The following is a 26,974-nucleotide window of genomic DNA, read 5'->3' as shown; positions in this document are numbered from 1 at the left end:
GGTCAAATCATGCGGGTGACTGCGTGGACAAAGCTGCAGTCAGAGTGAAATCCCTGAGCGATATTTTACTCGATCAGGAGGTATTTTTATGTGTGGAATTGTTGGTTATGTCGGTGATCGTCAGGCAGCAGAGTTTCTGCTGGATGGTCTGTCCAAACTGGAGTATCGCGGTTATGACTCAGCCGGAATCGCTGTTTACGACAACGGAAGTGTTCGTGTTGAGAAAAGTGTTGGACGCCTGTCTGCGCTTCGTGACAAGATCAAGGGAAATGTCCCCGTTGGCAACATCGGTATCGGTCATACGCGTTGGGCGACGCACGGTCGTCCGTCGGATGTGAATGCACATCCTCATGTGGATTGTCACAACGATTTTGCCATTGTCCATAACGGCATTATCGAAAATTATCTTTCACTGAAGGAAGAGCTCATCGAAAAAGGTCATGTATTTAAGTCCGAAACGGATACAGAAGTAGTTGTTCATCTTCTGGAGGACGTATATCAAGGCGATTTCGTTGCAGCTGTTCGCGAGGTTCTGCGTCGTATCGAAGGGTCTTATGCTCTGGCATTTATGAGCCGCAAACACCCGGATATGCTTGTCTGCACAAAGCAGGACAACCCGCTGATCATTGGCCTCGGCGAAGGGGAGAACTATATCGCCTCGGATATCCCCGCGATTATCTCCCGTACACGCCGCACCTACATCATGGGGGACGGCGAACTTGCCATTGTACGCAAGGACAGTGTCGAGATCACTGACCGCAAGGGCGAGCCCGTTGCCAAGAAGGTATTTGAAGTTACGTGGAATGCTGAGGCCGCGGAAAAAGGAGGCTATGAGCATTTCATGCTCAAGGAAATTCATGAACAGCCGAAAGCCGTTCGTGACACGATGAGCCAGCGCATTACGAGTGACAAGAAGAGTATTTCTTTTGAAGAACTCTCTTGGACCCCCGAGTATCTCAATTCATTCAACAAGATCTATATTGTCGCCTGTGGTACGGCATATCATGCAGGACTCGTTGGGAAATACTATATTGAGAAAATGGCTCGCGTCATGGTCGAAGTGGATGTCGCATCAGAGTTCCGTTATCGTGACCCAATTGTCGATGACAAGACGCTGCTGATCGTTGTATCGCAGTCCGGCGAGACCAGTGACACCCTTGCGGCACTCAAGGAGTCCAAGCGTCGTGGAGCAAAGACACTTGCGATTACGAACGTCGTTGGGTCCTCCATTGCGCGCGAGGCAGATCAGGTCGTTTACACATGGGCAGGACCTGAGATTGCCGTTGCATCGACGAAAGCATACACAACACAGCTCGTCCTCTTCTTCATGCTTGCACTGTATATGACGGAGATCAAGGGGATGATTGCGCCAAAGCGCACGGCGGAACTAGTGGAACATCTGCAGGAGATTCCCTCGCAGATTTCAGAGATCTTGTCTGACGTTGATCCCATCAAGACATTTGCCAAGCAGTACGGGTTTAATGAGGATGTTTTCTACATTGGCCGCGGTCTTGACTATTCCGTATCCCTCGAGGGAGCACTCAAGCTCAAGGAGATTTCGTACATCCACGCAGAAGCCTATGCTGCGGGTGAGCTGAAGCATGGTACACTTGCTCTGATCGTAGAAGGTGTTCCGGTCATCGCACTGGCAACCCAGCGGAACGTTTACGAGAAAACCCTTTCCAACATCAAGGAGGTCAAGGCACGTGATGCCGTTGTTATCGGTATTGCTGCCGAAGGGGATACTGAATTGAAAAAGTACGTGGATCATGTGATGCACGTACCGGCATCCGATGAGTTCATTATGCCGATTCTCTCGGTTATCCCGCTTCAGCTGCTTGCGTACTATGCTGCAATTACGCGCGGCTGCGATGTGGATAAGCCGCGGAATCTCGCAAAGTCTGTTACCGTAGAATAATATCATACATGGAGTGTGCAGCAGGACTGTGAAAACGGTTCTGCTGTTTTTCTTTGAAAAAGCGTGACATGGCAGTAAAGTCATGTTATAACTATGTTCATTATGATAAACGAAACAGCACGAATTAACATCAACAAGATTCTGGAACGTGCCATCGACATTGGGCAGCGCATGCTCGTAACTGGTGCGGAGGTAAGCCGCGTAGAGCGAACGATCAACTTTATATGTCGCGCCTACGGAGTTCGCCATGTGGATGTCATGGTCATTACCTCCAGCATTGTTGTGACGATACGTGGGGAGGACATCGGCGTCATTACACAGATGCGTCGTGTTCCGGGCCAGAACTTTGATTTTCAGCGATTGATCGCATTAAATCAACTTTCACGAGAAATTTGTGCACGTCCCATCACTTCGGATGAAATAAAGGCGCGTATACGCGACATTGATACGATGGATGAGATTTCTCTCAAAGCGTCTGTATTTTATTGGGCCATTATCGCGGGCAGTTTTTCTGCTTTTTTCGGCGGGCGTTTAGAAGATGCCGTATGTGCCGGGATCGTTGGTGTTTTTCTTCGGCTCATTCAATATTTGCTTGGCAGAACAAAACTGAATCCATACTGTGCCCTTGTTTTGCTTAGTTTTATCGGTGGTGTTTTTGCCAACTCATTCATGTGGATGGGGATGGATATTCATCCGGCTGCGATAAATATGGGCAACATTATGCCGGTGATCCCAGGGCTTGCCCTCATGAACTCGATTCGCGATATGTTCAGTCAGGAAACGATTTCCGGGTTGCTCAAGAGTGCAGAGGCATTTATTCTGAGCCTGCTGATCGCTACCGGCTTTGCGTTTAGTTCATCAGGAACCATCATCGCTTTTCAAACAACGTGGTGGGTCTATCTCCTCACGTCTCTCATCGGTGGATTCTTTTTTCATCTGCTTTGGCATGGGCATATCAAAGATGCCTGTGTAGGAGCTGTAGTCTGTATGATTGCCTGGGGATTCACCATCCTGTTCATAGCACTCGATTGGAATGAGTATGCCGGTTACTTTGCTGGAGCTGTATTTGCGACACTTGCCGCAGAAATTCTGGCACGTTTTTATAAATGCCCCGCAACAATTTTTTTGATCATCGGTGTTATCGCCATGGTTCCCGGTGGTTCGCTCTACCGAACAATGTTCTATGCAGTTGCTGCTGACTGGGATAAATTTGGTACGCAGGGGATAAAGACCTTCCTCTATGCGGCATCCATCGCAGCGGGAATCGTCATTGCAACTGCAATATGGGAAACGATAAAGGCATGGCTGATGAGCCGCGGAAAGAAATCAACTGCTGCAAACGCTGCTTGAAAAAATTGGTACATACAGCAAACGAGAATCAGGGAGAAATACAATGGACATGAATGCGCGTACGCGGCTTTGGCTGACCATATTCCTTGGTGTTATGACGGCAATTGCACCGGTCTCAACGGATATGTATCTCCCGGCACTGCCTGAGGTGCAGGAAGCCTTTTCTGTCCCAACGTCATTAGTACAGATGACGCTTACTATGACAACGCTGGGCATGGCACTTGGACAGATTCTTGCCGGTCCATGGAGTGATCTCTGGGGACGCCGCAGGCCTCTTCTGATCGGAATGCTTGTCTTTGTCGGTGCAACGCTCGGCTGCGTACTCGCGCAGAATATATATCTTTTCCTCTTCTTTCGCTTCTTTGCCGGTTTCGCTGGGGCGAGCGGAATTGTTATCTCACGTGCAATCGCACGTGATGTTTGCGAAGGCTCAGAGCTCACACGGTTCTTTTCTGTACTCATGATGGTCAACGGATTTGCCCCCATTATTGCGCCTGTGATCGGCGGACAGATTCTTCTTTTTGCAAAGTGGCGCGCCACTTTCATTTTATTGACACTCATCGGCGTAGTGCTGGCTGGTGCAACTCTCGCTTATCAAGAGACGCTCCCCAAAGAACAACGCAGCAAGAACGTGATGGATTCTCTGAAGAAATTCCCCATCCTTTTACATGATCGTTATTTTCTCGGACATTGTCTGTTGCAGTGCTTCGTATTTGGTGCCTTCTTTTCCTACCTCTCTGGCTCTTCATTCGTCTTTCAGAATATCTATGGTGTCTCTCCACAGGGATTTAGTATGATTTTTGCCGTGATTGGAGCGGGGCTTCTCCTTGCCGGAATTTTACCGGCCCGTTTTGCTGGACGTGTGCCGGATATCGTTATGTTGAAATATGCCGTACTTGTTCCACTGATCGGGAGCAGCTTGCTTCTGATTGGATTTTTTGTTTCCGCACCGCTTCCTGTTATCTTTATTCTACTCTTTATTACCATCATACCACTCTCGGTGATGGGTGCGGCGAGCTTTTCTCTCGCGCTTTCACGACAGGGGAAAAATGCGGGCAGTGCTTCTGCATTGATTGGATGTTTCTCGATGCTGCTGGGAGCCTGCATGATGCCTGTGGTAGGCATCGCAGGTGATTATACAGCCATTCCGATGGGAGTCATTATGCTGACTTGCTACGGGCTTGGGATATTTGTCTTTTATCGCATGATTGCATCAGTGCACATAGCGATGCGTTAGCTCCTTTTTCAGCTATCTTTCACCCCCCTTATCTATAATTCTATTCGATATAGCAGGGAGATGGTATTATGCGTGTGCTTTTGGCAGAAGATGATCTGCGCCTTGGCAAGCTCATCCAATATATGCTTGAACAAAACGACATCAGTGTTGAGTGGGTGACAGACGGCAGTGATATTTATGCGTATGCAACCTACACAGAGTACGATATTCTGATCTTGGACTGGATGATGCCGGGCGAGTCAGGAGTCGATGCCTGTGCACGCCTGCGCCGAAACGGCTATGATCGTGCCATTCTCATGCTGACAGCACGGGACTCTGTGGAGGATCGAGTGAAGGGACTCGATGCTGGTGCGGATGATTATCTCGTAAAGCCATTCGAGTTTTCTGAGCTTTTGGCGCGCCTGCGTGCACTTGGCAGACGGTCAACGCAGCGTATACAACACGAAGTCGATGAAATCGGCGGCTTTAAGCTGAATCGTACGGCAAATATTCTCGAAAAGAATGGTAAAATAATTCAACTTTCTCCGAGAGAGTTCCAGCTCTTTGACTTACTGGCACAAAATATTGGTATCGTTGTTCCGCGTGATATTATTCTTGATCGTATTTGGGGACTGGAGGCAGACGTCAGCTCAAATAATATCGACTCCTATATGAAGATGTTGCGAAAAAAACTAGATGCAGCAGGAGAGGAGGCATCCATCAAGACAATACGTGGTGTCGGCTATAAATTGGAGGCATCGAATTGAGCGAACGCAATCTATTCGGACGCAGCCGCTTATTTTTGATGCTGCGTTATGCACTGGTTATGGGAGGGCTGGTTATCGTCCTCCTTTTTGCTATGCATAAAACGATGCAGTGGGCGATTACATCCGAACAGGCGCGAGAGCTCTTGGATACGGCAGACAGTGTCGTGGAATCACAAGTATATCATGAATTGCATTCCGGTATAGATGCTGATGAGGCACAATTATACCGGAGTACCAATGACCGTCTTTTTTATTATGTATTTGATGACCATGGACGTTTAATCAATTTTTCACGTGCGTCATCCCGCATTGAGTCCTTTGTTTTGGATATTGTCAGCGCGTGGGCTCCGTCGGATCGTGAGGTACGTGTTTTTACTAAGATGAATGAGCGCGGTGTACAGACGAAAGTAATGATGACATCGCAGACTGTCTCCAGCCCCCCGATGCCAATGCAGACTGTGTACGTTGGCAAAGATGTTACTGCCATGTATAATGGACTAGAAAAGGCAACATCAGCGCTGGCAGCGTTGGGGGTGATCGCTATCATCTTTGCTGCCGCTATTGGTTATGTTCTTTCCGGTGGAGCTATGCAGCCAATTCGCGAGGCATACGAACGCCAGCGTCAATTTGCCGCAGATGCTTCACATGAACTCCGCACACCTCTCGCTGTTGTCCTCGCCTCTGCAGATCTTCTGCGCAGTGATCCGACAATCACATCGCCTTTTCTAAAGCAAGTGATTGAGGATGTGCGCGATGAGGTAAAGAAGATGACGAAACTCGTGAGTGACCTGCTCACAGTTGCGCGAACAGATGGGAAAGCCTTACAGCTCAAACCAGTGCGTATGGACATTGCTGCTGTCGCTAGACAGACGGTTCGCATGATGCGGGCGTTTGCCGAGAAAAAGGATATTGCTATTAAAGAGATGCTTCCCAGCCATATGGAGATATATGCTGATGAGCAAAAGATACGGCAACTTATACTGATATTGATCGATAATGCAGTGAAGTATACATTGGATCATGGGCATATAATGGTTTCCATTGTGTTGTCAGAAAATGGACGTATCCATCTATCTGTCGCAGATAGTGGCATTGGTATTGCAGCAGAAGATCAAGGGCGAATCTTTGATCGGTTTTATCGCGTCGATAAAGCGCGTTCACGCCGCATGGGGGGGAATGGTCTTGGGCTCGCGATCGCACGTGAGATTGTTGAAGCACATCACGGAACAATTACCCTTGAGAGTGAAGTCGGTAAAGGAACAATATTCCATGTTTACCTAAAGACTCGAACAAAAAACACACAGGATGATAGGAAATGATGCAATCAAAGCCGTTTTTTTCACTTGATCGAGTGTCACATATCTATCAAAGTGGAGATGATGAAGAACATGAAGCACTTAGCAGAATCACTCTTTCCATTCCATCAGGGGAATTTGTTGCTGTCCTTGGTGCTAATGGTTCTGGAAAATCTACACTTGCACGTCATCTGAATGCACTTCTTCTTCCGACATCAGGGCAGTGCCTTGTTGATGGGATGGACACACGGAATGAATCCTTGCACTGGCAGATTCGACAAAAAGTAAGTATGGTATTTCAAAATCCGGATAACCAGTTGATTGCAGCTATTGTTGAGGATGATGTTGCCTTTGGACCTGAAAATCTTGGTGTTCCTTCGGAGGAAATACGAAAACGTGTGCGAGATGCTCTTAATCTTGTCGGAATGAGTACACACGCCGGTGATGCGCCTCATCTTCTCTCCGGCGGGCAGAAACAACGTATAGCTATTGCTGGGGCTATTGCGATGCGCACTGAGTGTATTGTTCTTGATGAGCCAACGGCAATGCTTGACCCACGTGGTCGTGCTGAGGTTCTTTCGGCAGTGAAGAAACTGCATGAGGAACAAAGGACAACGATTGTATACATCACCCACTTTATGGGAGAAGCCATTGCCGCTGATCGAATCATTTTGATGGATAAAGGAAAAGTTGTCATGGACGGTACGCCCCGGAACGTGTTTAGCAAGCCGGAATATGTGCGAAGTTTAGGGATGGATCTTCCTCTTGCAGCTGATCTTGCGCAGCGGCTGCGTATCGGTGGAGAAGATCTGCCGCAAGATATTTTAACAGACGAGGAGTTGGTCCATTGTCTATCGAGATAAATTCTGTCTCCCATATCTATATGGAGGATACACCGCTTTCCCACACAGCACTTCGCGATGTTTCGCTAACGATTACAGAAGAATCATTTACTGCGATTGCCGGAGAAACAGGTGCTGGAAAATCTACACTGATGCAAATGATCGGCGGCCTTATCCGGCCGACATCCGGAAATATCACTGTTGATGGAGTATCGCTCTGGACAAAGCAAAAAAACATCGATATAACTGAACGCTCCTTTCGTTTTCGCGTCGGTATGGTATTTCAGTATCCGGAGTACCAGCTCTTTGAAGAAACCGTTTATGAAGATATTGCTTTTGGCCCGCGCAACCAAAGACTATCTGAGATAGATGTTGAAAAACGCGTACAGGAAGCAATGGATCTGCTGCATCTTCCGCAAGGGTATCGGGATCGTTCTCCATTTGCTCTGTCTGGAGGAGAGCGCAGACGTGCGGCAATCGCCGGAGTGCTGGCTCTTGCACCGCGTTACCTTGTATTGGATGAACCGACTGCTGGTCTAGATCCACGTGGTCGTGAAGAACTTCTAGCAATGCTTTCTGTGTTGAATCGTGAACAAAAGATGTGCATCATACTTGTTTCACACAGTATGGAAGATATTCTTTGTGTGGCGCAACATTTAGTTTTACTTGCAGATGGGCAGGTAATAGGTGAGGGGGCTCCTTGGAAGATTTTCCGAGATACAGATCTCTTAGATCGTGCCTCTCTTGTTGCACCGCATCTTCTAAGGCTCGGAAAAGATCTTGAAGAGATCGGTTACCCTGTTGGAAATTGTAATACAATATCCGAAATGTCAGATGTGCTCCTTGCGAAAAGGATATAAAAAAACAGTACGAACGAACCCCTTCAGGAGATTTGTGGAATGCTCCCATGATTGTCCGTGCGTACTGTTCTTTTTGTACAGATCAACTAACTGGTCAAGTAATATTCACACATGGTGCGGTGGATAATCCTGAGGATTTTATTCCTGCATCCTTATCTTTTTTGCGTTCTTCTTCAAGATAGGAAGACGGATCGACACCTAGTTCATGGATAAAGTGATACAGTTCATTTCCTGTTGGCACAAGTTGTATAGATTTTGCACCATCTTTTATGTCTGAAAGATCAATAACGGTTCTTTCATGTAATAGTTTTCCATTGGTATCGGCAAAAAGAATAATAATTGGAGTTGTTGTACGACCAAACTTACTCTCTTTGACAACGGCGAACCCCAAAGTCGTTTTTAACACGGCTCCTTCTGGATAGAGTGCTACATTATTAAAGAACGTATTTAGCAGGTCTCTATCAAATTGACCTTTATTGATGTTGTACATGATATTATAGGCAATATTTGGCATATACGCCTTCTTATATGGGCGTTCACTAGTCAGGGCATCATAGACATCTGCAATCGCTGTTATCTTAGCATAACGATGCATTTCATTCCCTGTAATTCCGTTTGGATACCCCGTTCCATCAATGTGCTCATGGTGTTGACTGGCAATAGCAGCCAGGATACTCGTTTTTGGAAGATCGTTCATTTTCAGAATACGACGAGCACCATCTTCTGGGTGCTTTTTCATGATCTTGAACTCATTGTCGTTTAGTCCCCGTCTTTTGGTAAGGATGTCTGTGTTTACATCTACTTTCCCTAGATCATGTAAGAGTCCTCCAAGAGTAATGAGTGATAACTCATCTTTGGGAAGATGACATAGCATCCCCATCATAGCCGAAAGAACGGCTACATTGACGCTGTGAGCAAACGTATATGCGTCATGGGCACGAATATCCGTCAGCTGAACGAGGTTTTCATGATTCTCAAAAAGATCAAAGACAATGGAATCTGTCACTTTTTGTAATGCATCTACATCAAGTGTTCCATTTTCTTCAATAGATTGGAATGTATTGTAGACTGTGCCGATTGCATTGATCCGTGTTTTTTCTTCAATCACATCTGGAGGCGGCGGCAGCTTGTATGCAGGATCCATGGAAGTAACAGTTACGGACTGAATACCGATCTGATGTAGCTTTCGTATATAGTCAATGGTGACAGGCTGCCCCTTGACCAAATAACTTCCACCAGCAGTGTTGAATAGGCTCTGCCCAAGGATCATGCCATCTTTTAATTTTGATACAGGAAGTCTAAGCATAATTTTCCCCCTGCAATATTGTGCCATATTCCCCGTATCTGGATTATTCCTTTATCTGTTTATGTGTATAAATCCAGATGTTTAAATTATGGATACCAGTTTACATGAAATGTAATGCTTTGTAAAGCCAAATTGACCAGTTACAAAGCCTTTCGTTTGTAGGTATCGTTTGCGCAGAATGCCTGTTTTTGCTATACTAAATCCGATCGATATAAGCGGAGAGGGAGATTTACGACTCGATGGCACAAGAACCTGAAATAACCCCATCGGATGAGGCAACAACAGATCGTATGTTTGCTAAGTATGCAGGAATTATATTTACGCTTTCATTTGTACTGGTGTGTGTGATTTATTATGCAGGAGGATATATTTTTTCCAGTTCATTAAGGGCGGCCAACGGGTGTACCGGTGTTTACGGCGATCTCGGGTACGTGCTGCTCATGGGCATAGATCGCAGAGATAACGATATCGGACGAAGCGATACGCTGATGCTTGCCGCCGTCGATGAAAAAAAAGATCAGATAGCACTGCTCTCCATCCCTCGCGACACGCGCGTTGAAATCGAAAACTATGGATATGATAAAATCAACCATGCTTATGCATTTGGCGGCCATGATCTGACAATTTCATCTGTTCGCAAGCTGCTCGGTGTGCCTGTATCACACTATATTTTGATTGACATATCAGCGTTTGAGCGGATTGTCGACGCTGTCGGCGGTGTTGATATCGACGTAGAGAAACGCATGCATTATGAAGATCCCTGGGACGACAATGGCGGTCTTATCATTGACCTTCAGCCCGGCATGCAGCACATGGATGGTGCTCATGCCATTCAGTATGTGCGTTATCGGGATGGGGAAGGGGATATCGGGCGCATTTCACGCCAGCAGCGCTTCATTCGGGCTTTTTTTACCCGCCTCATATCCCCGGAGATTCTGCCCCGCATCTCTGCAATATTAGGGGAAGTAAAGAATGTAGTTCAGACCGATCTTTCTCTGCGACAGTTGATTGCGCTGACAAAACGGTTTAAACATATTGAAGCAGATGGACTTTCGATGGCAATGGTTGCAGGAACTCCTGCATACCTAGGAGATGTGAGTTATTGGATTCCGGACATTGTCGCATCAAGATCACTGCTCATGGAAGGCGTCGGAAGAGAACTGTCAGAACCAATGCGTGAAGAAGCTGAACGGGATGCCGATCAATACCTCGCCAATATGCCGGAACGGCTGCGCAGAATGATGGAGAACAGTACGAAAGTCAATTTTCCTTCTTCTGATGAACTGTTGGCGGAGGGAGATCGTGTGATCAGTGCACATCGTACAGCCGAACAAAAAGAATCAAAAGAAGCAGGCACAGAAAAGCGACAGGATTCAACGGACTGTATTTCAGTCCTCATCGTCAATTCCAGCGGAATTAATGGGGCAGGGGCAGAAGTAGCAGATATTCTGCAGGCAAAAGGATTTCGAATTTCAAGTGTCGAGACGGGACGATCGTCAGATCGTCCAAAAACTGCAGTCATGACGGCGGATTCGCATGTCAATCTTTTTTATGGCATGCCGTTCCCATGCGTTATTATGCCGGTGGACGGAGCCGGAGAACAGCAGGCAATCATATATATCGGACGTGACTATCAGTCAGCGCGAAAGCACAAAGATGGAGAAGCGTAATATGGGGAGTTTTAAGGCGGTTGGGCTGGAAAAATCGTATGGGATACATACACTTTTTTCTCATGTGAACCTTGAAATTATGCGCGGTAATAAAATAGGTCTTGTGGGCGCTAACGGAAGCGGTAAAACAACACTGATGCGTGTTCTCCTTGGACGAGAGGAGGCGGATGATGGTACGGTGTCTGTCGATCCGACCGATACCATCGGTTACGTTGAGCAGCAGGCAGTATTTTCTTCGGAAACACTGTATGATGAATTATACAGCGCTTTCTCTGATATTATTTCACTTCGTGAAGAAAAAGAACGGATGGAACGTCGTATCTCTTCCGGACAGAGCAGCGAAGAAGATCTCAAAGCCTATGGAAATCTTGTGAATCAATTCGAATCCATGAATGGGTACGATTTTGAACGACATATTCGGCGCGTTGCATTTGGCCTTGGTTTTTCCGAATCGGATTTGACTAAGGATGTTCATCATTTTTCCGGTGGTCAGACAACACGTATATGTCTTGCCAAAGCACTTTTGCGTAAACCGGATTTTCTTTTTTTAGACGAGCCGACCAACCATCTGGATATCGGCATGATCGAATGGCTGGAGGAATTTATCCGCTCCTACAGAGGCGGTGTGCTTTTAATTTCTCATGATCGTTATTTTCTTGATCGTGTCGCCTCGCATATTCTCGAGCTCGAACATCAGACCATTACGTCGTATACAGGAAATTATACACATTACATACGCATAAAAAATGAGCGCCGCACAGCACTTCAGCATGCTTACGAAAAACAACAGGACCATATCCGTAAGACAGAAGAATACATTCGCAAGTATAAAGCAGGGATAAAAGCAAAACAGGCACGCGGCAGACAGAGTCAGCTTAATCGGTTGGAACGCATCGTACTTCCGCCTGAAGCAGCGCAGTTTCAATTCTTTTCCTTTGCTCCGCCGGAAGAGTGCGCACAGCGTGTTGCGGAACTTGAGGATGTCTCATTCTCCTATCAGGATGGGCATCGTATTCTTGATCATATCTCCCTTTTGATACGAAAAGGAGACGGTGTGGCACTGATCGGAGAAAATGGTGCAGGGAAGACGACACTCCTTCAAATTCTGGTGGGAGAACGTGAAGCAGAAGGACGTGTGAAGATCGGCAGTCGTGTCAAGATTGGATATTTTTCCCAGCAGCACGAAGGCCTTAACCCCAATAATACGATCTTAGATGAAATTAGCTATACCTACGGATTAAGCGAGGAGACAGCGCGCAGCTATCTCGGTACATTTCTCTTTCACGGAGATGATGTGCTCCGTCGTATTGGGGAATTGTCCGGCGGTGAACAGGCGCGCGTCGCATTTCTGAAACTGATGCTGACAGGAGCAAATTTTCTCGTTCTGGATGAGCCGACGAACCATCTTGATATCCCGGCACGTGAGGCAGTAGAGGAGGCTCTTATGGCCTTCCCTGGAACATTCATTGCCGTATCTCACGATCGCTATTTTCTGGATAAGACAGCAAACTGCACATTGGTGTTGAACAAAGGAACGATCACGGAGTATCTCGGTGGGTACAGTTACTATCTGATGAAAAAAGAAGAGGCGTCTTCACAGCCACAAGAGCAGGGACATGTCTCCCAAAAGAAGAAAACAGAACAACCTCCTGCGCAAAAAAACAATTCCCATAGTCAGTCGTCAGCAAGCACGCTGCCTACGGACCGCCGTCAGGAAATGATCGAACGTGCTGAAGCAGAGATCGCTATGGCTGAGGCAGAGCTGAAATGGTTGGAATACGAGATGAATTTACCGGAAACACAAAGTGACCCCGAACGCAGCCGCACTGTTGCTGCATCGTATGCAGAGAAAGAGCAGGAAATTATACAGCGCTATACCAATTGGGAGCAGCTGACGGAGGTCGATGATGCAGCTTCAGAAAGATCTTGATTTCAATAACAAGGAAGAACGACTAACCGGTATTGTAGATCATATCATTTTTTCGGCTGCAAATGATGAATTTTCTGTTTTTCGCCTGCGGCTGCAAGGTCAGTCAAAATGTACGGCAACGGTGAACCTTCCCGCACCGCTTCTCGGACAGGAAGTGCATTTAAGCGGAACATGGGTTGTGCATCCTCGTTTTGGGCGACAGTTTCGAGCGATGCAAATGCGCGTTAGTGCACCGACGACGGCACATGGCATTGAACGGTTTTTGTCTTCCGGTGTGATCGAAGGAATCGGCCCGGCAACAGCACGTCGTATCGTTGAACGTTTTGGTACAGACACGCTAAAGGTCATAGAGAGCACCCCACGTCGTCTAACGGAAGTTACCGGAATTGGACCTAAAACGGCAGAGAAAATCACAGCATCCTATCATAGGCAAAACGAACTGCGTGATATTATGCTTTGGCTGGAAGAGCACGGTGTGACCGGGGGATATGCCGCCCGTATCTTCAAGCAATATGGCTTGCTCTCTCTAAAGGTGATGGAGACAAATCCATATCAGCTGGCACAAGAAGTGGATGGTATTGGTTTTGTCACGGCGGATACGATTGCTGCAGCATGTGGGTGGGAAAAAAACTCAATGGAACGGATTGCAGCAGGCATCCTTTTTGAACTGGCACAAATTGCGTCCAATGGGCATTGCTGCATTCCAGAGGCGCTGCTGATTGAGCATACTGCCAAGCGTCTAGGTGTCGAGCATGCTGACATTATGGATGTACTCCGACGCGAGGTGAAAATGCATCGCGTCTATGCCGTGGACGAGATGGGAGAGCGTCTGATTTACTCGCCCCAATTGTATCATGCAGAGGTGGAAACCGCAGATCTCCTCCGCATGCTGAAGCAAAAGGCAGAACCAATTCACGTACACAACCCAGCAGCACTTGTCAGCACATGGGAGAAAGAACATGACGTAACACTCGCACAGCAGCAGCGAGATGCCGTGATTGCATCTCTGCTTCATGGCGTTGTCATACTTACCGGCGGCCCTGGCACAGGAAAGACAACAGTGATTCGAAGCATGATTGATATTATGGGAGAGCAAGGGCTGGAGATCCTTCTCGCCGCGCCAACAGGCCGTGCTGCAAAACGTCTTTCGGAGGCGACAGGGGCTCCCGCAGCCACTGTACATCGCATGCTCGAAGCACAAGGACGCGAAGACGGTGAGATGCATTTTGCACGCGATGCAGAATGTATGCTCGAGGCAGATGTTATCATCATCGATGAGGTATCCATGATGGATATTGTGCTTATGCAGCACCTGCTTTCCGCTGTCCTTCCGGGCACACATATTATCTTCGTTGGAGATGCAGATCAACTTCCGGCAATTGGGCCAGGATCGGTACTAAAAGATCTTCTTCGTTCGGGCGTTTTTCCGTGCGTGCGTCTGACACAGATTTTTCGTCAGAATAACAGAGGAACAATCGTGCTCAATGCACATGCAATCAACACTGGATGTATGCCGACATTTACGGAAGATGATTTCTCCTTTGTTCCGGCAGTATCCGCCGAGGAAGCTGCGAAACAAATCCTATCAATTTGTCAATCATTGATTGCTACGGGACACTCTGTGATGGACATGCAGGTGCTTTCGCCCATGCGTCGTGAAGCATGTGGCGTAGATGCATTCAACCGTACGCTGCAGGAAGCCCTTAACCCACAAACGGAAGACAATAAGTTGATCGCAGGATTTCGCAGCGGCGATAAGGTCATGCAGATACGAAATGACTATACCAAAAATGTTTTCAATGGCGATGTTGGCCGTATTGTATGGATTGATACAGAGAAACTTATCGTGCAATATACGGATGATGTGGATGTCACGTATACACGGGATGAGTTTGTATCACTTACACTCGCCTATGTCATGAGTGTACACAAGAGTCAAGGCAGCGAATACAGCACTGTAATTTTGCCGCTTGTACGTGCGCATCATATTATGCTGCAGCGTAACCTCCTATATACTGCTGTCACACGCGCAAAAAAACGTGTGATCCTTGTAGGAGATCGCACTGCACTCTTTACCGCTGTAAGCAATGATCGAACGAGACGCCGCTATACACTCCTCGCAGAGCGGCTTGCCGAAAGGATTTGAGTACGGTCAAATTTTGGCTTGCTGTCAATCTGAAATAATGATATTATTGGGATGTGATTTTTCTGTATGTACCTCCAAGTAAATGTATTCCTGGGGAGGATCTGGATTTATGTTTAATTTCAAACAGAAGGATGATGAGTTCTTTGATCTATTCCTTGAAAGTGCAAAATTCTTTCATGCAGGAGCTTTGATTCTGGACGAGGTCATCCGGGATTACAAAACAACGGCGGTTAAGGTAGAAGAAATCAACAAAATTGAACACGAAGCGGATGCCATCAATGACCGTATTATTGACAAGCTGAATCTCACTTTCATTACACCGATCGATCGTGAAGACATATACGCATTGGCAAACAATCTCGATGACGGTGTGGATCTCCTCCAAGGGATACTACAGCGATATGATATGTATCATATGGGGGAACCAATGCCGGGAGCAATAAACCTGACCAAATTATTGCTCTCTGCAACGGAGGAAATTGTTCGTGCGGTATCTTTTTTGGGGAATATCCGCAAAAATCAAGTAGGCATATTGGACGCATCGCACAAGATTGAACGCTTTGAAAGTGAAGGCGATCTCTTCTATCGTCGCGAAGTTGCCTATCTGTTTGAACACGAGAAAGATCCTATCGAACTCATTCGCTGGAAAGATGTTCTGGAACAGCTGGAAGATACGCTGGATCATTGCGAACATATTGCTGATATGCTGCGAGGAGTGGTAATGAAATATGCCTAATTTGCAGCTCTTGATCTTTCTAGTGATCCTGTTGGCATTGATATTCGACTTTATCAACGGCTTTCATGATACAGCGAATGCGATTGCAACTTCTGTTTCCACGAGAGCGATTCATCCGCAGCACGCCATTATTATGGCCGCAGTCCTTAATTTTTTCGGTGCAATGTACAGCACCGGTGTGGCGAAGACCATCGGTTCAGATATCGTAAAATCAGCATCTCATGTAGACGAACACGTTCTTATTGCTGCACTGTTCGGCTCTATTGTATGGAATGTGATCACGTGGAAGTTTTCGATGCCTTCCAGCAGTTCACACGCACTTGTCGGGGGAGTGATCGGCGCTGTTTTGATGACGTCCTCTGGCGTCGACGGATTGAACTTCACGGGAATCGAAAAAATTGTCCTCTCGTTGATTTTATCTCCATTGGTCGGTATGGTATCTGGATGCATAATTATGTTGCTGTTGTTCCGTGTGTTTGGGCATTCACGTCCGACATCCATCAACGGGAAATTCAAGAAGATGCAGATCCTATCGGCTGCTACTATGGCATTTTCTCATGGTTCCAACGATGCACAGAAGTCTATGGGCATCATTACACTCGCCTTATTGGCTGGTGGATATATTGATGCGTTCGAAGTCCCCACCTATGTCAAGATCCTTGCCGCAACTGCAATGGCTTGTGGAACAGCAGTCGGAGGATGGCGCATCATCAAGACCATCGGAGGTAAGATATTTAAATTACAGCCGATTTCAGGCTTTTCGGCGGATTTGAACTCATCCATTATCATATTTGGTGCAACTTTGCTGCATTTGCCTGTGAGCACAACACATGTCGTCTCCGGCTCCATTATGGGCGTAGGAGCGGCAAAACGCATTAACGCAGTCCGATGGGGTGTCGCACAGCAAATGGTAATAGCGTGGGTGCTGACAATCCCGTGTACGGCTGTCATGGGTGCAATTACCTATAAAATTGTTACATTCTTTATTTGATGAAAACCTGCTCATTGTGAGCAGGTTTTTCTGTAAAGAGAGAAGGGGGATTCTGATGCAAGAAACATTGATACAGCTTGCACAAGAGGAAGCGCAGAACTACTCTAGTCCAATTGTTGCTGCTAAAATCAACGGCGAAGTACGAGATATACAGTCAGAATATAATCATGATGATGAGATTTCATTTATTGAGTTGAATACTGCCCTTGGATGGAGAATCTACCAACGTTCCGTACTCTTTCTCTTTATCGTTGCGCTGTCCAATATGAACAAAGAGGCAGAAGTCGTCGCCAAGTTTACGGTCAATAAAGGCCTATATTGTGAAGTTAAAATCCCAGGACAATCCATCAATCTTCGATTCATCCAAGACATCGAACAAGAGATGCGGGGGATGATTGCAAACAACGTGCCTATTCTTAAACACGGTATTCCGCGCCAAGAAGCAATTGAACTCTTTCAGACGCGCGGTAATAGGGGAAAAGCTGCACTGATTGCCTCACTTCCCCACCCCATGATCAGTATATATACGTGCTGTAACTATCCAGATTACCTGTATGGAGCGATGCTCCCAGAGACAAAACTTCTCGGACAGTTTGCATTAGATATGGAACAATCCGGTGTCTTGATACGTACACCAGATGAAATGACAGACGGGAAAATCAGAACACGTGTAGAGCAACCGAAATTTGGACACATTCTTTCTGAAGCGAAGGAATGGGCGAGGATCTTGGAGTGCCCATACATCTCGGATCTAAATCAGATCAATACAGAACATCGTATGGGAGAACTTATACGCGTATCTGAAGCATTGCAGGAGAAACGTATCGGGCAAATTGCGGATCACATCGCTTCACATCGAAACAATATACGACTCATTCTGATTGCTGGACCATCATCTTCCGGGAAGACATCCTTTGCTCAGAGACTGCGGATACAGCTTCGAGTCAACGGGCTGCATCCCATTATGATCTCATTGGATGATTATTTTTTAAATCGTGAGGATACGCCTCGAAATGAAAAAGGACAGTATGACTATGAGTCGATCGACGCCATCGATACAGCTCTCTTCAATCGAAATATGCTGGAACTCTTAAATGGACATAGGGTACAAATCCCTTACTACAATTTCATTACAGGAAAGAGGGAATGGCATGACGATAATTTCTTGTTGATGAAAGAAGATCAACCAATTATTATTGAAGGAATTCATGGCCTGAATGAACGGCTTACGGCCGATATAGCACGAAAAAATAAATACAAAATATATATTAGTGCATTAACACAACTGAATATTGATGCGCATAATCGTATTCCGACTACAGATGTGCGGTTTCTTCGCAGATTGGTTCGAGATCATCAATTTCGTGGTGCGAAGGCCATTAAGACGATTAAGCAGTGGCCGGATGTCAGGGCTGGGGAGGAAAAATATATTTTCCCATTTCAGGAAGAAGCCGATGTTTTGTTTAATTCCGCGCTGATCTATGAAATTGGTGTGTTAAAAAAATATGCAGTACCTCTTTTAGAGGCGATAGGCAGAGGGGAAGAGGGATATACAGAAGCGCGATTGATTCTGCGTTTTCTTCAATATGTCGATGAAATTCATGACATCGATGATATCCCCAATAATTCCATCTTTCGAGAATTTATTGGAAAATCGGTATTCTTCAAGGAAAAATAAAAGAAGGCGGAACGCGACGAATCACGTTCCACCTTCTTTTTTATGTCTGAGCTTATTCTTTTACGTATGCTGTAATCGGCTTGTAGTGTGCCTTGAAGAACTCCTCTGCAACCTGTGGGAAAAGGGCATAGGAGAGAACATCCTCATCGGTCGGATTGAGATATCCCTTTCCTTTCAGTTCTTCCTTAAACTCGGCGAATGTCTTTGCCTTTGCATCTTCGATCGAGCAGTCTTCGATGATATCTTCCGGAGCAATCCCAAGTGTATCGGTCAGGAACTTACGATCGACCTCAACGGGGGTTCTGCCGAATTTTCCGCGAGCAAGATCCTTGAACTCATTCGGCACCATCTTGTAACGCTGGCCGCTCATAACGTTAAACGTTGCCATGGTTCCAACGATCTGCGAAGAGGGTGTAACGAGCGGCGGATAGCCGACATCTTTGCGTACGCGCGGCATCTCGTCGAGAAGATCCTGGTACTTGTCTTCCATGCCGGCTTCTTTGAGCTGGTTCGCAAGATTGGAAAGCATACCGCCAGGAATCTGGAAATCCAACACATTCGGATTGACGTCAAAGTATCCCTTAAGGTTGAACGTCTTAATGAGATCCTGCTTTACCTTGAGGAAGTACTTGGAGATCGGCGTCATTGCCTGACGGTCAAGTCCGGTATCACGCTCTTCTCCCTCCAGCATCGCAACCATCGTTTCAGTACACGGCTGAGATGTGTCGCTGGAGAAGGGAGCCAGTGCTGTATCGATGATATCAACACCCGCCTCGATGGCTTTCAGATACGTTGCATGACCAAATCCAGAGGTGCAATGTGTATGGAGATCGATGGGGATCTTCACCGCTGCTTTGAGCTTCTTGACCAGATCCTCAGCAACATATGGCTTCAGCAGGCCTGACATGTCCTTGATGCAGACGGAATGACATCCCATCTTCTCGAGCTCGACAGCCAATTCAACAAAGCTTTCGTTTGTGTGAACCGGGCTGATCGTATATACAAGGCAGCCTTGGACATGCGGTTTCTCCGGGCATTTCAGAGCCGAATCAATAGCAACCCTCAGGTTGCGGATATCGTTCAATGCATCAAAGATGCGGAAGACACCGACGCCGTGTGCAGATGCTTTCTGGACAAATTTCTCAACAACATCGTTGGAATAATGATTGTATCCAAGCAGGTTCTGGCCACGAAGGAGCATCTGAATTGGCGTTTTAAGATTCTTCTTCAGAATATCCAAGCGCTCCCACGGATCTTCATCGAGGAAGCGAAGGCATGTGTCAAATGTAGCACCGCCCCATGCCTCAAGAGCATTGTAGCCGATGGCATCAAGCGCCGCAAGCTGCGGAAGCATGTCCGAAATGCGCATGCGCGTTGCTACCAACGACTGATGTCCGTCGCGGAGGACAGTCTCGGTAATTTTGACCGGATTCTTTGCCATAAAAGAACACTCTCCTTGATTAAAACTATAATCTATAGTTATATAACCCAATATCTAAATTATAGTTTCAAATTGCGTTATTGTCAATGACAAGTTATAAGATTCACATATCTTTTGCTCCAGTTTTTCTTTATTTCACCAGCTATCCATAATTACCATTATGGATAGCTGGTGAAAAACAGAGGGATCACATATTTGGACGTATGCCTGTCTTGCCGGCAAATTTATGATATTTTCCTCCGCTGTTTCTCCGCTTCAATTCTTCCAGCAGATCTTCCGGCGTCATGTTGTGATACGCCAACAAGACGAGACAATGATACCACAAATCTCCCATCTCATAGAGGACATCTTCGCGAATGTTATTCTTGGAGGCAATGATCGTCTCTGCCGTTTCTTCGCCGAGTTTCTTCAGGATCTTATCCTGTCCTTTATCAAATAGATAGTTGGTATAGGATCCTTCGACCGGATGCAGGCGCCGGTTCTGGATGACCTGATAAAGGGACGCCAAAACTTCAGTCAATGGATGCTCTTCTTTTTCTATTAGAGGGATAATACTCTTACTGTCTGCGTCATAGAGTTTACGACCACTAAAACATGAGTAGGTGCCTGTATGACACGCTACGCCTGACTGCTTGACACGCAGCAATATGGTGTCACCGTCACAATCGTAAGAGATTTCTTTTATGCGTTGGACATTACCCGATGTTTCGCCTTTTTTCCATAACTTTTGGCGGCTGCGGCTGTAATACCATGCAAATCCAGTCTCTATTGTTTTTTCAAGCGATTCCCGATTCATATATGCCAGCATCAGGACTTGATTGTTTTCTTCCTGTACGATTGCCGGCACCAGCCCTCGGTCGTCAAATTGAATCATTGACATATCTACATTCATCATAATCGAACCCCCAGTCCATGTGACCTAAGATATGTTTTTACCTCTTCTATCGTGAACTCACCATAATGGAACAGCGACGCAGCAAGAACGGCATCCGCTTTTCCTTTTGTGAGAACATCGTAAAAATGCTGCAGTGTTCCTGCTCCTCCGGAAGCAATCACAGGAACGTTGACGCTTTCTGATACGGCACGTGTAAGTTCTATATCATAGCCGTTTTTTGTCCCATCTGCATCCATGCTTGTCAGCAGAATTTCACCGGCTCCAAGACGTACTGCATCCTTTGCCCACGCTACACAGTCAAGTCCCGTTGGCGTACGTCCGCCATTGATATACACTTCCCATGTATCTCTTCCGGTACGACGTGCATCGATTGCAGCGACAATACACTGACGGCCAAATCGTAAAGCTCCCTCTCGGATCAATTCCGGATTTTTTACGCCGGCGGTATTGACTGCAGTCTTATCGGCTCCCGCCTTGAGTATATGCTGCATATCATCCAAGGTGCTTATCCCGCCGCCAACTGTGAGCGGAATGAATACCTCGGACGCACAGCTTGAGACGACGTGATCCATCGTCTTCCGTTTTTCATGAGATGCTGTGATATCCAGAAATACAATTTCATCAGCACCTTCTTCGTCGTATCGTTTTGCTAATTCGACAGGATCTCCTGCGTCCCTTAGTCCAACAAAATTTGTTCCTTTGACCACGCGTCCATTTTTGACATCCAGACATGGGATGACACGTTTTGCAAAGGTTGTTTGCATGATGAAATCAATCCTTTCGAAAGATACACGTACATGTCAACGCGATGCTGAGATTGCTTCGATGAGAGATAGTGTTCCTTCATAAATGGATTTTCCGACAATCACCCCGATGATGCCATCACATTCCCTTTTCTTGAGTTCCTCAATATCGCTGATGGATTTCACTCCGCCCGAGGCAATCACCTTGATCCCGGAGGCGCGAGCCAAATGTGCCGTTTCTGTGACGTTCACACCGGAAAGTGTCCCATCACGTGATATATCAGTATAGATGATCGTCTCCAGGCCAAATGCGCCGAGTTTTTTCGCAAGCTCTACTGCCGATATGCCGCCGGATTTTTCCCATCCATCCGTTGCGACAATTCCCTTCTTCGCATCAATGCCAACGACGATACGATTTCCGTATGTGCTGCATGCCTCCTGTACCAGTTCCTCTTTGTGCACGGCAACAGAGCCCAAGATAACACGCGAAACACCGATGGAAAGGAGACGATCAATCGATTCCATTGACCGTATGCCGCCTCCGACCTCAATGGGTATTGTCACCGCCTGAAGAATACGTTTTATCGCGTCCATATTCTGCGGCTCTCCAGCAAGAGCTCCATCCAAGTCAACCACGTGAAGAAATTCTGCATCTTCTCCTTCCCAGCGAAGAGCAATTTCTTCGGGATGTTCACTGTAGATAGTTTCTTGTTTGAAATCTCCTTTAATAAGGCGGACACAGTTCCCGCCGCGTAAATCAATAGCAGGGAGAATCAGCATAAAAATCCTTCCTATCAACAGTTTGCAAAATTTCTTATCATCGCCAGCCCGATTTTCCCGGATTTTTCCGGATGAAACTGCGTTGCCATGATGTGCTTGGAAGCAATCGATGCGGTGATCTCCTCTCCATAGCAACATGTCGATGAAATCATCGAAGGATCGGAAGGAACCGCATGGTAGCTGTGTACAAAATAAACATAAGAGGCATCCGGGATGTTCTTGAGCAGTCCACTTCCCTTATAATTCTCTGCAATATGCACGGCATTCCAACCCATGTGCGGTATTTTCTTGTTTTTTGCAGAGATTTTTTTCACATGTCCGCGCAGAAGTCCCAGCCCCTGCACATCCGGTGATTCCTCACTGCCCTCAAATAGGATCTGAAGCCCAACACATATTCCAAGGAGCGGTACCCCTTCGGCAATACGCTCTTTTAGCAAAGGGACCAGCCCCGACGCATTGAGTCTGGTCATGCAGTCTCCAAATGCACCCACGCCTGGCAGGACAATTTTATCTGCAGATGTAAGATCCACTGATCTTTCGCTTACACATACCTCTGCTCCGATTGCCGAAAATGCTTTTTCGACACTAAATAAATTACCTGCCCCATAATCTATTACGGTAATCATGTGCTCTCCTTACAGAAGCCCCTTGGTGGATGGAATCGCGTCACCTGCTCGTGCGTCCTTCTCTATGGCAATACGCAGTGCATGTGCAAATGCTTTGAACACGGCTTCTATACGATGATGTGAATTTTTTCCGTATAAAATTTTCACATGAAGCGTGATTCCTGCATGGGTGGAAAAAGCACGCAAAAACTCCTCGGTGAGTTCTGTGTCATAGGTTCCGATCATCGGTGTCATTGGCTCAGTTCCCGGGTCATAACACAAAAACGGACGTCCGCTGATGTCCAAGGAGACCATTGCCAACGTTTCATCCATTGGCAGGAAGAAGGTACCATATCTGGAAATACCACGCTTGTCTCCAATGGCTGTCCGAAATGCATCGCCTATGCTGATGCCAATATCCTCCACCGTATGATGTCCATCGACCTCGATATCCCCATGACACGTAACGCTCAAATCGACACGAGCATGTGCGGCAAACAGCGTGAGCATGTGATCAAAAAATCCAATCCCCGTATCAATATGAGACGTTCCGCTTCCGTCGAGCTCCATGGATACAAGGACATCGGTCTCCGCTGTTGTCCGGTGAATCTCTGCGTGTCGTGTACTCATGTACGTGCCTCCACATAATCTTTTATTGCGCGAAACACGGCGTCATTTTCATTGGGTCTTCCCATGGAAATGCGCAGCGTATCCTCCAGCCGAGGTGCATTGTGAAAACTACGCACACCAATTCCCTGGTGGATCAATTCATCATTTAGCGCGCATGCTCCTGCATAATGAATCAGGATAAAATTGGTATATGACGGATATGCCGTTACACCGCGCAAATGTTTGTATTTTTCCTGCATACGATCACGTTCTCCGCAGATCATCTGGATCTGCGGTTCAAATTCAGCGCACATTTGAAAGACGGTGTCTGCCGTGGTCAAGGATAACGTATTGATATGATACGGCATATATGTTTTCGCAGCCATGTCAATGATATCACGATGTGCCAACATATAGCCGACACGACACGAAGCCAAGGAGTAGGCCTTGGAGAAGGTACGTGCAATCATCAAGTGATCATATTTTTTTAGAAGCGAAACGGCACTCTGATCACAGAATTCTGTGTATGCTTCATCAATGAGAAAAGCGCAGCGAATTCGCCCGGCAATATAATCTATGGTTTCAATCGACAGGACATTGCCGGTGGGGTTGTTTGGATTACAAAGAACGGCAAGAGATGCATTGTTTTGATTTACGGCCTGAATGAATGCATCTGCATCAAGAGAATAATCCTCTTGCAGCGGGACAACAACATCCTGCGCCCCAGATGCAGCTGCATAGATTTTATACATAGAAAAGGAAGGAGCAGGGTAAACGATCTTATGCGTGGCATCACCACCAAAGACATAGAATATCTTTTCGATGATCTCACTGGATCCATTTCCTAGGATAACGTTTTCTTTCCCCCATCCGTAGGCACATCCAATCTGTTCACATAACATATCATATTCCAGATTCGGATAGCGTTGGAATGCAACGCGTGATAATCGGGACAGCACACGTTCCTCGACCAATGGAGGAAGTCCAAGGTTCGATTCATTGGCATTTACTTTGATCTTCCAATCCTGTTCTGTCGTGTCATAGGATGGCATACGATCCAATCCGTTTCGGTAGTTCAACATATATTGTCTCTCCTTGTCCGAATGGCTCTTGCATGGGCTTCCAGCCCCTCTGTTTCTGCCAGGCGGATGATGTCATCACTCACTTCATCAAGCGCTTTTCTCGTATAAGATATGATGCTGGTTCGCTTCATAAAGGTTTCTACATTGAGGACGGAATAAAACCGTGCTGTTCCTCCTGTCGGAAGAACATGATTCGGTCCTGCGAAATAATCCCCCAATGGCTCCGGAGAATATGAGCCCACAAAGACAGCGCCTGCACATCGGATCTCTGGAAGTAAGTGAAAGGCATCCTTCACGAGAAGTTCAATATGTTCAGGTCCAGAATAGTTTGCAAGATGAACGGATTGCTGAATATTTTCCGTCACGATGATGCGTCCGTTACGTTCCAGTGAGGCAGAAGCGGTCTCCATGCGCGGCAGACTCTGCAGCTGATCTTGTATTTCACAGCGAACGTTCGATGCCAAGTCCGCACTATCGGTGATTAAGATGCTGGATGCCAGAGGGTCATGTTCGGCCTGGCTGAGCATATCTGCCGCAATATATTTTGGAGAAGCCTCCTCATCCGCTAGAATCAGAATTTCACTGGGACCCGCAAGCATATCGATATCTACATACCCATATACTTCTTTCTTCGCCAAGGTGACAAAAAGATTCCCAGGCCCTGTGATTTTATCGACACGAGGGATACTTTCTGTTCCGTATGCCATAGCGGCAATGGCTTGTGCTCCGCCGACCCTGAATATTTTCTTGATGCCAAGCATGTGTGCGGCGGCCAATACATATGGATTGAGGACACCGCCTTTGGTTGGAACTGACATGATAATGTCGTCAACGCCAGCGACAATGGCAGGTATGGCGTTCATGAGCACAGATGACGGATACGCCGCCGTCCCTCCTGGAACATAAATACCAACGCGCGAGAGTGGAATCACTTCCTGCCCCAGGATCGAACCATGGGCGCGATAGGTCATCCATGATTTCGGCTTTTGTTCTTCGTGAAAGGCGAAGATATTCTTTGCTGCCCGCTCCAGTGAAGCAAGAACGGCTGCATCGGCCTGATCCGCTGCCGCCTGTAACTCGGATTCAGACACCATAATGTCCGTGCTGCTTAGGTCGAGACCATCCAGTAATTTAGTATAACGAAGAAGTGCTTGATCTCCCCCGCTACGTACATCTCGAACAATGTGATGAACCAATTCGCTTGCCGTCAGGTCTTCGCCGAAAATCTCTTGATTCTTCGCCCGCATGGACGCCCCCAGCTCAATTTCGTCAAAGGCTTTTTTCATGAGCTGTAATTCAGCCTCTTTTATGCCGACATCAGCAACAGAAATGATCTTCATAGGATTTCCCCACTCTCTATAATCGGTCTCAGGTTATTGACAATCTCATTGATTCGATGAAATTTCAGTTTGAAGCTCACGCGGTTGACAATCAGGCGTGCACTCACATCCAAGATGTGTGCGATCTCTTCCAAATCGTTTTCTGCCAGCGTCGTTCCCGTTTCAACAATATCTACAATGCTCTCGGACAGTCCAACAATGGGACCGAGTTCAATGGAGCCGTTTAACTTGATGTACTCCATCTGCATCCCCTGCCTTGCAAAAAAACTTTCTGCAATATGAGGATATTTGGTTGCGACTCTTGTATAGGAGTAATCGAGCAAGCGTCGACGCTTTTCCTTTTGGGGAACAGCCATCATCAAATGACATTTTCCAAAGCCAAGATCCAAAATTTCATACACATCTTTTTGGGATTCCAGCAAAACATCCTTCCCTATGATTCCGATATCCGCAGCACCATATTCGACATAGGTAGGAACATCCGATGTTTTTGCAATGATGAATCGTACCTTTAGGTCTTTGTTTTCAATGACAAGTTTACGAGATTTTTCACTCAGGTGATCCGCTGAAAGTCCAACACGATGAAGAAGGTTCTTAGAGATGGTAAACAATTTCCCTTTTGGCAAAGCTATCGTCAAATAATCATTCATGTAATTTTCCATAGAAAACAGCTCCAATCCTTTAGTCCGTTAAAGAACTAATATGAGCACATACTAGCACGTAAATGCACGATGGTCAATGCTTAAAAAAGGATTTTTCCGGGGAATCTAGAAT

Annotated in this window: 23 protein-coding genes; 13 read left to right on the top strand and 10 right to left on the bottom strand. The window is 46.5% G+C overall.

The window, feature by feature from the left end; all coding sequences use genetic code 11:
* Positions 1-88 precede the first annotated feature (88 nt).
* From glmS to HMPREF0908_RS00685, 7 genes are all read left to right on the top strand, one after another.
* Entirely contained in the window at positions 89-1,918 is a 1,830-nt protein-coding gene (gene glmS / locus HMPREF0908_RS00715; RefSeq protein WP_006689487.1) for a glutamine--fructose-6-phosphate transaminase (isomerizing), read from the top strand.
* 93 nt (positions 1,919-2,011) lie between these two features.
* Positions 2,012-3,268, top strand: a complete 1,257-nt coding sequence (locus tag HMPREF0908_RS00710) for a threonine/serine exporter family protein (RefSeq protein ID WP_006689486.1) — start codon at positions 2,012-2,014, stop codon at positions 3,266-3,268.
* Positions 3,269-3,311: 43 nt separating this feature from the next.
* Entirely contained in the window at positions 3,312-4,505 is a 1,194-nt protein-coding gene (locus HMPREF0908_RS00705; RefSeq protein ID WP_006689485.1) for a multidrug effflux MFS transporter, read from the top strand.
* Positions 4,506-4,573: 68 nt separating this feature from the next.
* On the top strand, positions 4,574-5,251 hold the full coding sequence (locus HMPREF0908_RS00700; protein ID WP_006689484.1) for a response regulator transcription factor: 678 nt from the start codon (positions 4,574-4,576) through the stop codon (positions 5,249-5,251).
* On the top strand, positions 5,248-6,570 hold the full coding sequence (locus HMPREF0908_RS00695) for a sensor histidine kinase (RefSeq protein ID WP_040572282.1): 1,323 nt from the start codon (positions 5,248-5,250) through the stop codon (positions 6,568-6,570). The genes HMPREF0908_RS00700 and HMPREF0908_RS00695 overlap by 4 nt, the downstream gene beginning before the upstream one ends.
* The gene (locus tag HMPREF0908_RS00690) at positions 6,570-7,409 is read left to right on the top strand and encodes an energy-coupling factor transporter ATPase (RefSeq protein ID WP_040572456.1); all 840 of its coding nucleotides are present in this window, start codon (positions 6,570-6,572) and stop codon (positions 7,407-7,409) included. The genes HMPREF0908_RS00695 and HMPREF0908_RS00690 overlap by 1 nt, the downstream gene beginning before the upstream one ends.
* On the top strand, positions 7,394-8,248 hold the full coding sequence (locus HMPREF0908_RS00685) for an energy-coupling factor transporter ATPase (RefSeq protein WP_040572281.1): 855 nt from the start codon (positions 7,394-7,396) through the stop codon (positions 8,246-8,248). The genes HMPREF0908_RS00690 and HMPREF0908_RS00685 overlap by 16 nt, the downstream gene beginning before the upstream one ends.
* Positions 8,249-8,342: 94 nt before the next feature.
* Here HMPREF0908_RS00685 and HMPREF0908_RS00680 read toward each other — a convergent pair whose 3' ends face one another.
* Positions 8,343-9,554, bottom strand: coding sequence for an HD-GYP domain-containing protein (locus tag HMPREF0908_RS00680; RefSeq protein WP_040572280.1), 1,212 nt, complete (start codon positions 9,552-9,554; stop codon positions 8,343-8,345).
* A gap of 239 nt (positions 9,555-9,793) precedes the next feature.
* Between HMPREF0908_RS00680 and HMPREF0908_RS00675 the strand changes: the two genes are divergently transcribed.
* The 6 genes from HMPREF0908_RS00675 (at position 9,794) to HMPREF0908_RS00650 (ending at position 18,705) form a co-directional block, all read left to right on the top strand.
* A complete protein-coding gene (locus tag HMPREF0908_RS00675; RefSeq protein WP_040572279.1) occupies positions 9,794-11,224 on the top strand; it encodes an LCP family protein in 1,431 nt (476 codons plus the stop codon).
* A 1-nt stretch (position 11,225) separates the two neighbouring features.
* Positions 11,226-13,154, top strand: a complete 1,929-nt coding sequence (gene abc-f / locus HMPREF0908_RS00670; RefSeq protein WP_040572278.1) for a ribosomal protection-like ABC-F family protein — start codon at positions 11,226-11,228, stop codon at positions 13,152-13,154.
* The gene (gene recD2, locus HMPREF0908_RS00665) at positions 13,129-15,300 is read left to right on the top strand and encodes an SF1B family DNA helicase RecD2 (protein ID WP_006689476.1); all 2,172 of its coding nucleotides are present in this window, start codon (positions 13,129-13,131) and stop codon (positions 15,298-15,300) included. The genes abc-f and recD2 overlap by 26 nt, the downstream gene beginning before the upstream one ends.
* 109 nt (positions 15,301-15,409) lie before the next feature.
* Entirely contained in the window at positions 15,410-16,036 is a 627-nt protein-coding gene (locus tag HMPREF0908_RS00660) for a DUF47 domain-containing protein (RefSeq protein WP_006689475.1), read from the top strand.
* A complete protein-coding gene (locus HMPREF0908_RS00655) occupies positions 16,029-17,027 on the top strand; it encodes an inorganic phosphate transporter (protein ID WP_006689474.1) in 999 nt (332 codons plus the stop codon). The genes HMPREF0908_RS00660 and HMPREF0908_RS00655 overlap by 8 nt, the downstream gene beginning before the upstream one ends.
* 55 nt (positions 17,028-17,082) lie before the next feature.
* On the top strand, positions 17,083-18,705 hold the full coding sequence (locus HMPREF0908_RS00650) for a nucleoside kinase (RefSeq protein WP_006689473.1): 1,623 nt from the start codon (positions 17,083-17,085) through the stop codon (positions 18,703-18,705).
* 52 nt (positions 18,706-18,757) lie between these two features.
* Here HMPREF0908_RS00650 and HMPREF0908_RS00645 read toward each other — a convergent pair whose 3' ends face one another.
* The 9 genes from HMPREF0908_RS00645 to hisG all read right to left on the bottom strand — a co-directional run bounded on the left by HMPREF0908_RS00645 (position 18,758) and on the right by hisG (position 26,862).
* A complete protein-coding gene (locus HMPREF0908_RS00645) occupies positions 18,758-20,146 on the bottom strand; it encodes a pyruvate carboxylase subunit B (protein WP_006689472.1) in 1,389 nt (462 codons plus the stop codon).
* Positions 20,147-20,333: 187 nt separating this feature from the next.
* Positions 20,334-21,038 carry a bifunctional phosphoribosyl-AMP cyclohydrolase/phosphoribosyl-ATP diphosphatase HisIE gene (hisIE, locus tag HMPREF0908_RS00640; RefSeq protein ID WP_040572455.1) on the bottom strand — a complete coding sequence of 235 codons (705 nt, stop codon included), beginning with the start codon at positions 21,036-21,038 and terminating at the stop codon, positions 20,334-20,336.
* Complete coding sequence (hisF, locus tag HMPREF0908_RS00635) at positions 21,038-21,805, bottom strand: imidazole glycerol phosphate synthase subunit HisF (protein ID WP_006689470.1); 768 nt, start codon at positions 21,803-21,805, stop codon at positions 21,038-21,040. The genes hisIE and hisF overlap by 1 nt, the downstream gene beginning before the upstream one ends.
* A 36-nt stretch (positions 21,806-21,841) precedes the next feature.
* Complete coding sequence (gene hisA, locus HMPREF0908_RS00630; RefSeq protein ID WP_006689469.1) at positions 21,842-22,564, bottom strand: 1-(5-phosphoribosyl)-5-[(5-phosphoribosylamino)methylideneamino]imidazole-4-carboxamide isomerase; 723 nt, start codon at positions 22,562-22,564, stop codon at positions 21,842-21,844.
* 14 nt (positions 22,565-22,578) lie between these two features.
* A complete protein-coding gene (gene hisH, locus HMPREF0908_RS00625) occupies positions 22,579-23,190 on the bottom strand; it encodes an imidazole glycerol phosphate synthase subunit HisH (RefSeq protein WP_006689468.1) in 612 nt (203 codons plus the stop codon).
* Between the two features lie 9 nt (positions 23,191-23,199).
* Positions 23,200-23,799, bottom strand: a complete 600-nt coding sequence (gene hisB / locus HMPREF0908_RS00620; RefSeq protein WP_006689467.1) for an imidazoleglycerol-phosphate dehydratase HisB — start codon at positions 23,797-23,799, stop codon at positions 23,200-23,202.
* The gene (hisC, locus tag HMPREF0908_RS00615; RefSeq protein WP_006689466.1) at positions 23,796-24,860 is read right to left on the bottom strand and encodes a histidinol-phosphate transaminase; all 1,065 of its coding nucleotides are present in this window, start codon (positions 24,858-24,860) and stop codon (positions 23,796-23,798) included. Before hisC ends, hisB begins: the two co-directional genes overlap by 4 nt.
* Positions 24,854-26,200, bottom strand: a complete 1,347-nt coding sequence (hisD, locus tag HMPREF0908_RS00610) for a histidinol dehydrogenase (RefSeq protein ID WP_006689465.1) — start codon at positions 26,198-26,200, stop codon at positions 24,854-24,856. Before hisD ends, hisC begins: the two co-directional genes overlap by 7 nt.
* Positions 26,197-26,862, bottom strand: a complete 666-nt coding sequence (hisG, locus tag HMPREF0908_RS00605; protein ID WP_006689464.1) for an ATP phosphoribosyltransferase — start codon at positions 26,860-26,862, stop codon at positions 26,197-26,199. The genes hisD and hisG overlap by 4 nt, the downstream gene beginning before the upstream one ends.
* Positions 26,863-26,974: the final 112 nt, after the last annotated feature.

It is taken from the genome of Centipeda flueggei ATCC 43531, assembly GCF_000160695.1.
Classification (GTDB): Bacteria; Bacillota; Negativicutes; order Selenomonadales; family Selenomonadaceae; genus Centipeda; species Centipeda flueggei.
The sequence above is the reverse complement of the archived record's forward strand: the minus strand, read 5'-3'. Positions and strand labels throughout refer to the sequence as shown.

Coding starts and splice junctions, on each gene's coding strand:
- hisG (WP_006689464.1), bottom strand. CDS start 26,862: ATGGAAAATTACATGAATGATTATTTGACGATAGCTTTGCCAAAAGGG.
- glmS (WP_006689487.1), top strand. CDS start 89: ATGTGTGGAATTGTTGGTTATGTCGGTGATCGTCAGGCAGCAGAGTTT.
- hisIE (WP_040572455.1), bottom strand. CDS start 21,038: ATGAATGTAGATATGTCAATGATTCAATTTGACGACCGAGGGCTGGTG.
- HMPREF0908_RS00680 (WP_040572280.1), bottom strand. CDS start 9,554: ATGCTTAGACTTCCTGTATCAAAATTAAAAGATGGCATGATCCTTGGG.
- HMPREF0908_RS00705 (WP_006689485.1), top strand. CDS start 3,312: ATGGACATGAATGCGCGTACGCGGCTTTGGCTGACCATATTCCTTGGT.
- HMPREF0908_RS00645 (WP_006689472.1), bottom strand. CDS start 20,146: ATGGCAAAGAATCCGGTCAAAATTACCGAGACTGTCCTCCGCGACGGA.
- hisC (WP_006689466.1), bottom strand. CDS start 24,860: ATGTTGAACTACCGAAACGGATTGGATCGTATGCCATCCTATGACACG.
- hisH (WP_006689468.1), bottom strand. CDS start 23,190: ATGATTACCGTAATAGATTATGGGGCAGGTAATTTATTTAGTGTCGAA.
- hisB (WP_006689467.1), bottom strand. CDS start 23,799: ATGAGTACACGACACGCAGAGATTCACCGGACAACAGCGGAGACCGAT.
- HMPREF0908_RS00650 (WP_006689473.1), top strand. CDS start 17,083: ATGCAAGAAACATTGATACAGCTTGCACAAGAGGAAGCGCAGAACTAC.
- abc-f (WP_040572278.1), top strand. CDS start 11,226: ATGGGGAGTTTTAAGGCGGTTGGGCTGGAAAAATCGTATGGGATACAT.
- HMPREF0908_RS00660 (WP_006689475.1), top strand. CDS start 15,410: ATGTTTAATTTCAAACAGAAGGATGATGAGTTCTTTGATCTATTCCTT.
- HMPREF0908_RS00675 (WP_040572279.1), top strand. CDS start 9,794: ATGGCACAAGAACCTGAAATAACCCCATCGGATGAGGCAACAACAGAT.
- HMPREF0908_RS00690 (WP_040572456.1), top strand. CDS start 6,570: ATGCAATCAAAGCCGTTTTTTTCACTTGATCGAGTGTCACATATCTAT.
- hisD (WP_006689465.1), bottom strand. CDS start 26,200: ATGAAGATCATTTCTGTTGCTGATGTCGGCATAAAAGAGGCTGAATTA.
- recD2 (WP_006689476.1), top strand. CDS start 13,129: ATGATGCAGCTTCAGAAAGATCTTGATTTCAATAACAAGGAAGAACGA.
- hisF (WP_006689470.1), bottom strand. CDS start 21,805: ATGCAAACAACCTTTGCAAAACGTGTCATCCCATGTCTGGATGTCAAA.
- HMPREF0908_RS00655 (WP_006689474.1), top strand. CDS start 16,029: ATGCCTAATTTGCAGCTCTTGATCTTTCTAGTGATCCTGTTGGCATTG.
- HMPREF0908_RS00710 (WP_006689486.1), top strand. CDS start 2,012: ATGTTCATTATGATAAACGAAACAGCACGAATTAACATCAACAAGATT.
- hisA (WP_006689469.1), bottom strand. CDS start 22,564: ATGCTGATTCTCCCTGCTATTGATTTACGCGGCGGGAACTGTGTCCGC.
- HMPREF0908_RS00700 (WP_006689484.1), top strand. CDS start 4,574: ATGCGTGTGCTTTTGGCAGAAGATGATCTGCGCCTTGGCAAGCTCATC.